General features: G+C 63.0%; 11 protein-coding genes. 2 read left to right on the top strand and 9 right to left on the bottom strand.

The genetic code is table 11. The features are described from left to right. Nucleotides 1-43: 43 nt before the first annotated feature. From D0B32_RS26420 to D0B32_RS26450, 7 genes are all read right to left on the bottom strand, one after another. On the bottom strand, nt 44-631 hold the full coding sequence (locus D0B32_RS26420) for an LUD domain-containing protein (protein WP_117337274.1): 588 nt from the start codon (nt 629-631) through the stop codon (nt 44-46). Then, entirely contained in the window at nt 618-2,009 is a 1,392-nt protein-coding gene (locus tag D0B32_RS26425) for a lactate utilization protein B (RefSeq protein WP_117337275.1), read from the bottom strand. Before D0B32_RS26425 ends, D0B32_RS26420 begins: the two co-directional genes overlap by 14 nt. Then, nucleotides 2,006-2,749, bottom strand: coding sequence for a (Fe-S)-binding protein (locus D0B32_RS26430; protein WP_117337276.1), 744 nt, complete (start codon nt 2,747-2,749; stop codon nt 2,006-2,008). Before D0B32_RS26430 ends, D0B32_RS26425 begins: the two co-directional genes overlap by 4 nt. Before the next feature lie 240 nt (nt 2,750-2,989). Next, entirely contained in the window at nt 2,990-3,721 is a 732-nt protein-coding gene (locus tag D0B32_RS26435) for a FadR/GntR family transcriptional regulator (RefSeq protein ID WP_117337277.1), read from the bottom strand. A gap of 76 nt (nt 3,722-3,797) precedes the next feature. After that, complete coding sequence (locus D0B32_RS26440; RefSeq protein ID WP_117337278.1) at nt 3,798-5,579, bottom strand: S10 family peptidase; 1,782 nt, start codon at nt 5,577-5,579, stop codon at nt 3,798-3,800. A gap of 242 nt (nt 5,580-5,821) precedes the next feature. Continuing rightward, nucleotides 5,822-7,006, bottom strand: coding sequence for a pyridoxal phosphate-dependent aminotransferase (locus D0B32_RS26445; protein ID WP_117337279.1), 1,185 nt, complete (start codon nt 7,004-7,006; stop codon nt 5,822-5,824). A 220-nt stretch (nt 7,007-7,226) separates the two neighbouring features. After that, nucleotides 7,227-8,738, bottom strand: coding sequence for an RNA polymerase factor sigma-54 (locus tag D0B32_RS26450; RefSeq protein WP_117337280.1), 1,512 nt, complete (start codon nt 8,736-8,738; stop codon nt 7,227-7,229). A gap of 615 nt (nt 8,739-9,353) precedes the next feature. On the opposite strand from D0B32_RS26450, the gene D0B32_RS26455 reads away from it, so the two are divergent. Further along, nucleotides 9,354-9,689, top strand: coding sequence for a BON domain-containing protein (locus tag D0B32_RS26455; RefSeq protein WP_117337281.1), 336 nt, complete (start codon nt 9,354-9,356; stop codon nt 9,687-9,689). Between the two features lie 293 nt (nt 9,690-9,982). Here D0B32_RS26455 and D0B32_RS26460 read toward each other — a convergent pair whose 3' ends face one another. Then, entirely contained in the window at nt 9,983-10,435 is a 453-nt protein-coding gene (locus D0B32_RS26460) for a PA2169 family four-helix-bundle protein (RefSeq protein WP_117337282.1), read from the bottom strand. Nucleotides 10,436-10,841: 406 nt separating this feature from the next. Here D0B32_RS26460 and D0B32_RS26465 point away from each other — a divergent pair, with 406 nt between their 5' ends. Next, the gene (locus D0B32_RS26465) at nt 10,842-11,084 is read left to right on the top strand and encodes a hypothetical protein (RefSeq protein ID WP_117337283.1); all 243 of its coding nucleotides are present in this window, start codon (nt 10,842-10,844) and stop codon (nt 11,082-11,084) included. A gap of 96 nt (nt 11,085-11,180) precedes the next feature. Here the strand turns inward: D0B32_RS26465 and D0B32_RS26470 are convergent, their stop codons facing one another. Next, nucleotides 11,181-11,762 (bottom strand): hypothetical protein, encoded by a 582-nt coding sequence (locus D0B32_RS26470; protein ID WP_117337284.1) that lies wholly within the window; start codon nt 11,760-11,762, stop codon nt 11,181-11,183. Nucleotides 11,763-11,845 lie beyond the last annotated feature (83 nt).

Here is an 11,845-nt window from a genome sequence, read left to right on the forward strand (position 1 = left end):
GCGCAGATTTGGGTTGTGGTGAGCTGAGTAACGCCTGAGGCCCTCAGGCCGGCGCCAGCCACACCACCGTCAACGAGCGCACGCCCTGCGCGCCGCGAATCAGCACGCCTTCGATATCCGCCGTGGCCGAGGGGCCCGTCACCAGCGCTGCATAGCGGACCCGGCTGAAATCGGGCCGGCGGTAGACGTCCTGCAGGCCGTCCACAAGTTGCGCCGGATCGAGCAGCACGATGAGATGCTGCACGATGTAGCCGATCGCATTGACCACGTACTCCTCTTCGCTGAACCACACGGAGCCCGTTTCCGCGACGCCGAAGCGCGCACGCACCACGCCGACGTCCACATCCTGCAACGACACCGGCGGGGTCTCGGGCGTCAGCGCACGCGTGCCCTGCACTTCCGGCGTGGCCGAACAGATCGAAGCCTGTGCGCCGAAGCGCTCATGGATCATCGGCAGCACTTCGGCAAGTGTGGCGGGCTGCACGCATTTGCCGCCCATACCCTCCAGCGCCGTGGTGAAGCGCGCCTTCAGGTCGCCGCCCACGGCAGCGAACAAGGGCACCTCGGGCCGCTCGCGCGCTTCCGGCTGCGCCGCGCGCACCTTGGCCAGAAAAGCTTCACGCGTTGCCATCGCCGCCTCCCCGATTTTTCTTGTACCACGCGTGGAAAGTCAGCTTGGGCGCCTCGGGCAGCTCACGCTGGCGCCCCCAGATATTGAGCGGGTTGTAGAGCACGAAATTCGGCAGCCGGCGCAACGCGCCGCCCATCGACGATACCGTCGCACGGTAAAGCGTCGGGCTCGCCAGCAGCCGCCCCGCCATCTTCAGCACTTCCTTCTTCACGAACGGCACCTCGTGACGCTCGGTGATCACTTCGCGCCACTTGTAGATCTGCTCGTGGATGTTGATCTTCACCGGACACACGTTGGTGCAGCTGCCGTTCAGCGTCGACGCGAACGGCAGCGCGCTATAGCGCTTCAGGTCGAAGGTCGGATTGATGATCGCGCCAATCGGCCCCGAGTATGTGCCGCCGTACGACAGGCCGCCGCTGCGCCGATACACCGGGCACGTATTCATGCACGCGCCGCAGCGGATGCATTTGAGCGAGTACCAGAAGTCGTGCATGGCGAGCCGCTCGGCGCGGCCATGATCGACGAGGATGAAGTGCATCTCCGTGCCGGGACGCGGCGCGCGGAAATGCGAGGTGTATTGCGTGATCGGCGAACCAAGCGCGCTGCGCGACAGCATGCGGATAAACACGCCGAGATCCGACACCTTCGGAATCAGCTTCTCGATGCCAATGGACGCAATATGCAGCGGCGGCACGTTCGCCGACAGATCCGCATTGCCCTCGTTCGTACACACCACCACCGTACCGGTTTCCGCCACCGCGAAATTGCAGCCCGTCATGCCCGCGGTTTTCTCGCGCACGAAATACGGACGCGTGTTCATGCGCTGGCTTTCCGCGAGGTAGTGGATGTCGCTATTGTTCGGATCGGTGCCGATGGTGCGGCCAAACAGTTGCGCCACGTCGCCGCGCAGCTTGTGCACGGCCGGCACGACCATATGGCTCGGATCCTGATGGTCGAGCTGCTGGATGCGCTCGCCGAGATCGGTCTCCATCACCGTGATGCCGCGAGGTTCAAGATACTCGCGCATCGCACACTCGTCGGTCAGCATCGACTTGCTTTTGACGAGCGTGGTCATGCCGCGCTCCGACATGATCTTGTAGACAAGTTCGTTGTGCTCTTCGGCGGTAGCGGCCCAATGCACGGTGACGCCGTTCGCTTCGGCGGCGCTCGCGAACTGGTCGAGATAGGTCGAGAGATTCGACAGCGTGTGTTCCTTGATGCCCGAAGCGAGTTCACGCAGCGTTTCCCATTCGGGAATGCGCTGCGCCTGCGCGTCGCGCTTCTCGCGCAAGTCCCACAGACGCTTGTCATGAAACGCCACGTGCTCCGTCTTGGCGATAAACGCGCCCGCCGCCTTGGCGTGATCGATCCGGCTCATTCGCGTGCTCCATTGAGGATCTGCGCAATGTGGATGAAGCGCGCATTGGCCTTCATGCGTTCGGCGCAGCCCTGCTGATGCATCAGGCACGACATGTCGCCCGAGACGATGTACTCCGCGCCCGCATTCAGATGATCGCGGACCTTGTCCTGTCCCATGCGCACCGACACGGGTTCTTCGGTCACGGAAAACGTGCCGCCGAAACCGCAGCATTCGTCAGGCCGCGCGGGCTTGACGAACTCGATGCCCTTCACGCCCCGCAACAAGGTCAGCGGTTTGGAAAACGGCGTACCGGCCACTTCGGAAATGGACGCTTCCTTCAGATGCCGCAACGCGCTGCAACTGTTGTGCAGCCCGACCCGATGAGGAAACTCCGCCCACGGGAAGTCACGTGCGCCCACCACATCGTGCAGGAATTCGACCAGTTCGTACGCCGCGGCGCGCACGTGCCTGACCTCATCGGTCTGCTCGATGGCGGTCATATGCGCGCGCACGTGATGGATGCAGCTTGCCGACGGTCCGACGATGTAGTCGTAGCCCGCAAAGTTTTGCGCGAACACCTTTTCCGCGCCGGCCGCTTCGCCTTGCGCGCCGCTGTTGGCCATGGGCTGGCCGCAGCAGGTCTGCTCCTGCGGATAGTCGACCTCGATGCCGAAGCGCTCTAGCAGTTCGAGCGTGGCGATGGCCACCTCGGGGTAGAACGCGTCGATGAAGCAGGGAACGAAGAGTGCAACTTTCATGGATGGCGGACGGACTGGGTGGGGACGAGGCCGCAACGTGAACGTGGTCTTGACGCGGTACCTGACGTGGTACTTGACGTGGTACCTGAGCCGACCCGCTTCGCTGCATGCGTTGAACCATCTTACTGCTGTGCGCACCGGAAGAGCTACAAAACGCTACAACGGGTCGCCTGGTCATGTTGGTCTGACCAAGACTATAAGGAAGTCCCCAAGGCGTGTCAACGCAGGCCATTCAGCGCTTCAGGTGGGTTTCGCCGCTTCTTCCGCGTACAACTCGCGCACGTAGGTCAGATGGCTTTCGGCCGCTTTCCGCGCCTTTGTCGCGTCGCGGGCCATCACGGCGTCGAAGATCGCCTGATGCTGGATCAACAGTTGCGCTTCCTTGGCATCGTCATAGTCGATCAGGCGGTGATACTGCCGCATGCCTTCGCGAATCAGTGTATGAATGCCGTGGATGACGTGTGCCAACGCGACGTTGTGAGTCGAATCGGCGATGGCGAGATGAAAGGCGGCGTCCAGTTCGGCCAGGTTGACGCGATCCGCGGATTCCGAGCAGGCTTTCAGCGCTTCGAACGCGCGCCGGATCTTCTGCTGATCGGACGCGGTGGCGCGCTGCGCCGCGTAGACGGTGGCGATGGACTCCAGCCCCTGGCGCAGTTCGAGAATATCGCTGCTGGTGCGTGGATTTTGCAGCAGCAGTTCGGCGAGCGGCTTGGAGATGATGGGCGCGGTGACGTCGACCACGGTGAAACCGCCCCGCCCCGAGGTCTCGATGTAGCCGTCCGCTTCGAGCCGGATCAACGCTTCGCGCAGCGACGGACGCGATACATGCAGTTGCGTGGCCAGTTCGCGCTCGGCGGGCAGACGGTCGCCCGGCATCAGCACGCCGTCCGAGATCAGACGTTTGATCTGGTCGGACACGACGTCGGAAAGACGTTTGCGCGTGAACGACGGAACCGGATGAAATGGCATGGGCAAGGCGGAGCGCGAAGGTGGATGCAATTATAGCCGCCGCGTTTTGCTCCCCGTTTTGCTTCCTTGCCTGACGCTATTGATGCCCGTCCGCGTGCCCCGCCTGCCCATAAAACCGGTCGAGATCGCCTTTCAGCGAATGCAGCGCGCCATCGTCGAGATAGATCATGTGGCCGGTCGGGTAGTACTCGATCTGGATATGGCTGTGCAGCGAGGCATCGAGCGTCATGTGCGCCAGGTCGTATTCCGTCGCGAAGAACGGTGTCGCCAGATCGTAGTAGCCGTTCAGCGACAGCACGCGCAGTTGCGGATTCTGCCGCATGGCTTCCGCGAGATCACCGGCCGCATACGGAACGGCGAGCTGCTCGCCCCACCACGCACGGTGCTTCATGTCCCATTCACGGCCCGCTTCACCGTTGAACACGCGGTAGCGATCCGTCGGCGTGTAATGCAGGTCCTCGGCGAGGTATTGATGCAGCGCGCCGGTGAACGCATTGGCGACACTCGTCACCGACGCATCGTAATCCGGGACCTCGCTCACATTGTCATAGTCGATGCCTTCGAAGCGCGCGTCGTAACGGCCTAAGGTACGCGATTCACTCTTGAGCAACTGCTTGCGGAAGCGCCCTGGGCCCACCCGCAAGTTCGTGTCTTTGACGTACTGCACATCCAGGCCCGTGTAGTGCGCGATCTGGGCGGCGATGGCGTCGCGCTCGCTGTCCGGCAATGCGTCGCCCTGCGCGAGCGCGGCGGCATACGGACCGCGCGCGAAGGCGCGGGCCTCGTCCACCCAGGCGGCCAGATTGGTTGGTCGCGGCGAGATCTTGTTGTGATACCAGGCAATCGCCGCATACGTGGGCAGATAGCTTTCGACGCGGAAGTCCGTGCCGGGTGCGTAGTGCGCATAGTTGAGGACCGACGACATCAGGATCACGCCATTGAAGGCGATGCCGTTCTCGCTGAGGCGGTAGGCAAGCATGGCCGCGCGGGTCGTGCCGTACGATTCGCCGAGCAGATACTTGGGCGAATTCCAGCGCTGATTGGCTGTGAGATAGCGATCGATGAACTGCGTGAACGCACCAAGGTCGGCGTCGGCGCCGTAGAACGCTTTCGGCGTGCCATGACCGACGATGCGCGAGAAGCCCGCGCCCACTGCGTCGATGAATACCAGGTCCGACTGGTCGAGCAGGCTGTCGGGATTGTCCGCCAGCACATATGGCGCGGGTGGCGTGATGTCCGGGCTCGACGTATGAACCCGTTTCGGTCCAAACGAACCCATCAACAGGAACACCGTGCCGGCGCCGGGGCCGCCGTTGAAGAGAAACGTAACGGGACGCTGCGACGGCGTTTTCGAATCGGCGGTGTACGCGACATAGAACACGCTGGCGGTCGGCTCGCCGGCGTCGTTACGCAGCAGCAGGTTACCTGCGGTGGCCGTGTAGGCGATCTTTTTGCCGTCGAGCACCACGCTGTGATGCGTGACTGCGGTGTTTTCCGGCGGGATGGGGAGCGCCGCGCCGGGTCGCGCCGGGCCTTCGTGCGCTTCGTCGTCAGGGGCACCATGTACTGAGGATTGCGCGGATTGTGCAGATTGCGCGCTTTCCGTGGCCAGAGGGGAACTCGCCGGCCGCATCCGCGTAGCGCGTGGCGTCTCGCCGCCGGGCCGTTCAGGTTGGGTCGTGAGGTTCGCGCTGCTGTTTGCGTTTGGGTCGGCGCTGTTGCCGCTGTGCGGGGTCGTTGTCGTTGCCGTGCCTGCTGACGCAGCAGTGGTCGTAGCAGGAGTACCAGGCGGCGAGCTTACGGAAAGGTCAGCGGCGTTACTCGCCTGAAAGGACAGCACCCAGACGACGATGCTCATGCATGTCGCCTTCCACCCGCCACGTGCCGCACTACGAAGATACGTGCCCATGCGCTCTCCCCCTGTCTGGCAAGAGTGTACCCAGCAACAGGAGAATTGGCGTGACCGTCCGATGAATCAACGCAATCCGCTGTGCGCCGGCCTGTCTTCAGCCGGCGTCACTCATTCGCGCCCGCTTCTCACACTCCCTTCTCACACACGTTTCGAGCTGCTCGTAAGTAGCTCGCCCATGGCTCGTACGCTCATTTCACATTCAGCCGCAGGCTGCCCACAAACGCCGCGATCCGCTCGCAGGCCTCCACCAGACGCGCTTCGTCGACCACGAAGCCGAGCCGCACGAAGCCCGCCGCCGTGTCTCCGAATGCACTCGCGTCGAGCAGCGACACGCCCTGCGCGCGAAACAACTGCCAGGTGAAGTCCACCGTATCGAGCCCGCAACCGCTGACATCGACCATCATGAACATGCCCGCCTCGGGCAACAGGCAGCGCAAACCGGGCACCCGGCTCAGGCGTTCGTAGACCACGTCGCGGCGGCGCCGGTAGACCTCACGCATGTCGGCGACGATCTGCGCCTTGTGTTCGAATGCGGCAATGGCCGCCTCCTGCACGAAGCCGGGCAAACCGTACAGCATGCACAGGGCGAGCCGCGTGAGATGTCCAATCAGCGTTTCCGGCCCGATCACCCAGCCCACGCGCCAACCCGCCATCGCATGGGATTTGGACAGGCTCGCGACCGTCACGGTACGCTCGGCCATGCCCTCGAGCGCCGCGATGCTGACATGCTCGCGTTCGAACGTGAGATCGGCGTAGACCTCATCGGACAGCACCCACAGGTCATGCTCACGCGCGAGTTGCGCAATGCGTTCGAGGTCGGCGCGCGGCATCACGACGCCGGTCGGATTGCATGGCGTCGCGAAGAAAATCGCTTTGGTACGCGGGGTGATGGCGGCGGCGAGCGCGTCGCAATCCAGGTGAAAGCCACGCGCCGGATCGACCGGCACCGGGACCAGCGTGGCGCCGGAGGCGCGAATGCAGGCCTCGTACGTGAGGTAGAGAGGTTCGGGCACGATGACTTCGTCGCCGGCTTCGCACAGGCACAGCGAAGCCGCGAAGATACCGTTTTGCGCACCGGCGCACAGCACGACGTTCGCCGCGCTCACGGTGCGGCCGGTAGTCCGCGCATGTTCTTTCGCAATCGCTGCGCGCAACGGCTCGCGGCCGACTACGGCGGTGTAGTGCGTGTCGCCCGCGCGCAATGCATCGACTGCGCGCTCCACGATTGGCTCCGGCGTGGCGAAATCCGGATCGCCCACGCTCAGCACGATCACGTCTTCGCCGTTCGCACGCGCCACCTGCGCGGCATGATGAATTTCCCACGCGGACGTGCGCTTGCCCTGCAGGCGCTCGACCAGACTTGCATACTTCATCCCTTCGCTCCTCTCGCGTTCGGCAGAGGTCGCTCTGCCCGGCCATCAATGTAATGGGGCAGGCGTTGTACGTCTAGGTGGCGTGTGGGAAGAGGAATAGCACGGCAGAAACAGCACGGCGCAGGGGTGAAGCGGCGACGCCATAAACGGCAACGGCGGCCGGATTGCGCCGGCCGCCGTTTTTAATGCGTCTTCGATGCGACTACAACCAATCGCGTCCTTAAATCTGGCGACGCAATTCCGCCGGCGGCACCTTCATCAGATGGCGATACTTCGCCACCGTCCGACGCGCCACCAGCACGCCCTGCTCGGCGAGCATGCGCGCAAGCGTCACATCGGAGAGCGGATCGCTGGTGTTTTCCGCCGCGATCATTTCCTTGAGCAACGCGCGCACGGCGGCTGCGGAACACGTGCCACCGCTTTCGGTGCCCAGTTCACGTGGGAAGAAATGCTTGAATTCGAAAATGCCGCGCGGCGTGGCCATATATTTGTTGCCCGTGGCGCGCGAGATGGTGGATTCGTGCAGGCCGAGTTCTTCGGCCACGTCACGCAGCACCATCGGTTTGAGTGCGATCTCGCCGTACTGGAAGAACGCCTTCTGATGCGCGACGATGCACTCGGCCACGCGCTGAATCGTATCGAAGCGTTGCTGCGCGTTGCGGATCAGCCAGCGCGCTTCCTGCAACTGCTGAGCGAGCGGCGAACGGCTGGCACCGGCCGACTGCGCGAACAGCTCGGCATACATGCGGTGAATGCGCGCGCGCGGCTGCACGGCCGGATTGATCTGCACTGTCCACTTGTTGCGCACCTGACGCACGATCACGTCCGGCACGACATAGTTGTCTTCCGTGCGGCCATAGAAATTGCCTGGCTTCGGATCGAGCTTGCGCACCAACGCGCATGCCACCCGCAGCTCTTCTGCCGAGCAGCCAATCTGCTTTTGCAGTTCGGCCTGCTCGCGGCGAGCGAGTCGTTCCAGATGATGTTCGACCACTTGCAGCGCGACGTCCCGGCCCGGCACATCGGCAGGCATAGCGTGCAACTGCAGCGCGAGACATTCGGACAGCGAGCGCGCACCGAGGCCCGGACGATCGAGCGACTGCACGAGGCGCAGCGACACCAGCAATTCCTCTTCGGTCAGTTCCGGATCGAGATCCACAATGGCCGCGAGGTCGGCGAGGTCCTGACGCAGATAGCCGTCGTCATCGAGCGCCTCGATCACGAAGCGCGCCACTTCACGATCGCGCGCGTCCAGTCGATAGAGCCGCAATGCGTCGTGCAGCTGCTCGCGCAGGCTCGGCTGCGAGCGGGCCCAATCAGCGGGATCGCTGCCGTCCGAATCGCCGTTCTGGCGCGACGAACTGCGGCTGTACGAATCGCCGGAAAACTCGGACGCATAATCGCCGGAGTCACCCGACGAATCGTCGGAGCCCATGCTGTCCACTTCGCTTTCGCGCGAGTCGGCAGCCGGCGCTTCCATGATGGTTTCCGGCTCGCCGGCAGCGGAGATTTCGCCCGTCGAGACGGCAACGCTCTCTTCGCCTGTCGAGGAGGTTGCCAGCGCAACGTCTTCGGTGTCGGTCGAGTCGTATTCGAGGAACGGATTGGTGTCGAGTGCCGTGCGCAATTCTTGCTGGAACTCGAGGGACGACAGCTGCAGGAGCCGGACGGACTGTTGCAGGCGCGGAGTAAGCGCCAGCGACTGCCTTGTGCGTAGTTCGATTGACGGCATTGTAGTGAAGTCCTCTGAATAGATCGAAAAGGTGGTTTTCGCTCTATAGAGCAACTGTCGTACCAGCTCGCGCAAACCGCTGTTTTTCCACGGCTTTGTTTTTTTCGACCGGGCCTGAAGACTGCTGTGGCCGTCGCTTTTTACAAGCGGCCGGAAAAATGCGGACGGCGCCGCCAAGCCAGTGGACGGGCGCCGTCGGGCAACGCGACCCTTCCACGAGTTGCGCCGCAGCATAAGAGGGAGCGCTCCAAAATTCTGCCAGCGCCCCGCGCCACGTACTTCTTGCCGATCTCACGACGCCGCGTTTCGCGAACGATCACCGCTGCGATTGCTCAGCGGGCATGCCGTTTGCGAATTGAGCAGGTGTGGACGGATGCGGTCTTTCGCCCGGCTTCGCGCGCGCTGCGGCTCACTGGTGGAGTGATGCTGCAACGAGTACGGGCAAGAGGCTGACATCCGGTGTCGACAACGGGCCTGACGGAACCGTAGCGGCAGCGATCCCACGCGTGTCATCAGCGGCTTGCCCGAGTCGATTGAAATTGATTTAAGGCGACCGGCCGCATCGACCGCATAGGCAACAAGACCGCCATTTTTCAACAACACGAAGGAGCATTCATGAAGACCCTCCATATCCTCAAGGCCGCTGGCAGCATCGCCGTAGTCGCATTCGCTCTCAACGCCAACGCGCAGAGCGCCTCGGCACCGCCGGCCGCTTCGGAATCGATTGGCCAGCACGTCGATGACGGCACGATCACCACCAAGGTGAAAGCCGATCTGCTTGGCGCGAAGAACGTCAAGTCGACCCATATTCACGTGAAGACGCGCAAGGGCGTGGTGTGGCTCACGGGTACGGTGCCGACCTCGGATGACAAGGCCGCCGCTGCCGAAGTCGCCCAGAACGTGGGCGGCGTGGAAAGCGTCAAGAACCATCTGAAGGTGGTGGCTGAATAAGCGTCCTTTAACGGATGCATGCGCCCGCCGGTGACTCGCCGGTGACTGTTTAAGACTGCGGTTGATGCGGTCACTGGCGGACGCAGAAAAAAGAGCCGTGTGCGACGCACACGGCTCTTTTGCTTTGACACGATCGCTTTGGATTTAAACCCGCTTATGAAGCGGTCGCGCATTAGGGCTACACGATAGGGCTACGCGAACTACCTGCTTGCAGGGTCATGTGCCAAGGAAGCCAGTTCGCGACGGACGCGGCGGAGAACCACCGCATCGATCACGAGCCTCGCGACGAAGGCTTAGTGCTTCGCAGCCGCAAACTGGTCACGCAGATCGCGGATACGGTCGTGATTGCGGATCACGCCCTGGAACTGGCGATCCACCACCATACGAACGTCAGCCGGCAAGTCCTTCTCCAGCGCATCGCTGTAGTTCTTCTTGGCGACGTCCTCGCCCTTCTCGCACTCGGCCAGAATGTCGTAGTCGCTGCGGCCACCCACCGCCGACTTGATATCGGCCCAGCCACGACGCAGCGCGCCGCCCACGGTGCCGCCCGTCTCCGGCTTGCCGCCCAGCTTCTGCACCACATCCTGGAGTTCACGCGCGCCCTGCGTGCAGTCGTCCGCGCGCGAGACGAAGAGCGCCTTCAACTGCGCGTCGCGCGTGTCTTCCGCGGCTTTGCGAAAGCCACGCTCGCCGTCCTTCGACGTTTCAACCAGATCGTTCAGTACTGCGGTCACGTTGGTAGACATGCTGTTCCTCCGGGGTTTCATGATTGATCAACTGCCGCAGCCATTCGGCTACGGTTTGCCTCCATCAACGCCGCATGGGGCGTGCCCGATTGAGAGCGCCGCCGCTCACCGGCCACGCACCAGCCACCTCACCGACCACGAGGCGGATCGCAGCGCGGCCTCCGGCGTGCGGCAGCAAAAAACGGCAAACAAGTTTTCGAATGAGCGAGTAATTCTTCCAGGCCGAAATGACGCTCGAGGACGCCGAGCACCGCCAGACGGGCCTCGCAGCGGGATAGACGGCCAATTCGTGCATGGCACAGACGTTGCTTAACTAGTGCTGCCCACACGGCAGGGCACTGCAAAAAACAGCAGCCCGCCGCGAAATCGAAAAGTAACGGGCGCCAACGACACAGGGAGCTTGAACATGAAAAAAATCAGGAGAGCGGAATTTTTGCTGGCCGTGGCGATTGTCACTTCCGCTGTCGTGTTGCAGGTCCGTGAATACATGCTCAAGGCGCCGACACAGGAACAAGGCAGCGTTGCCACGTTGTCGTGTGATTCCACCCAGCCGGGCCTGGCGCCCGCTTCATGCGCGACGCCCCGCAACCAGCAGCCTGTGGATGGCGCTGGCCGCCCGCATCACGCCACCTCACAAATCTGGGTTTAATCAGCTTAGGCGCGCGGCGGCCAGATGGCAGGCCGCCGCTTTTTGTTTCCGCGCTCTTTATTCCAGCAATTTGTTTGTGCAATATCCCGCGATTTCTCAGGCGCGCCTCTCGACAAACTCGTTGAGAGGCTTCGGCGGTTGCGTCGGATCGAAGTCGGCCCAACGACCTTGCTGCCAGCGTCCCGTGGCACGCTCGACGGCAGCACCACCCGCGTCACGCAAAATACGCGCGGCGTCATACTGACTGTCCGGCGTGACGTGAACCGCAATCAGCACCCCCGACTCACGAATCTCCTGGTCCGGGGGATCGCGTCGGCCAAGCACTCCGCCGCTACGCGTGTGCGACATGGCGCCGACCAGTGACCCCACATAAGCGCCGACGCCCGCTGCAATCAGCGAGACCAGCATCGGCGCGCTGAAGAACGCGAAGATACCCACGCCGACCACCGCGCCAACTGCTGCGCCTATCGTGACGCCCTTGCCCGCGCCTTTCGGCGCTTCTCTTGCGTTGGCATCAGTACCGGTGTCACCGCCGAGCGGGTGACGTGCGTGCTGTCCGCGTGGATTGACGAAGAACAGCGTCACGTCCTCTTCGACGAAACCGCTGTTGAACAGTCGTTGCGCGGCGTCTTCAGCCGCGGGGAATGTGGTGAAACGTGCTGCGACGATGAGTGACATAAAACCTCCGTTCATCGCTGAAGTTGGGGTCGAGTGCACGGCCAGCGCGATGGAGCCGTGCCACTCGCGGCCCTCTGCTCAGG

This window comes from Paraburkholderia sp. DHOC27, assembly GCF_003429005.1.
GTDB lineage: Bacteria > Pseudomonadota > Gammaproteobacteria > Burkholderiales > Burkholderiaceae > Paraburkholderia.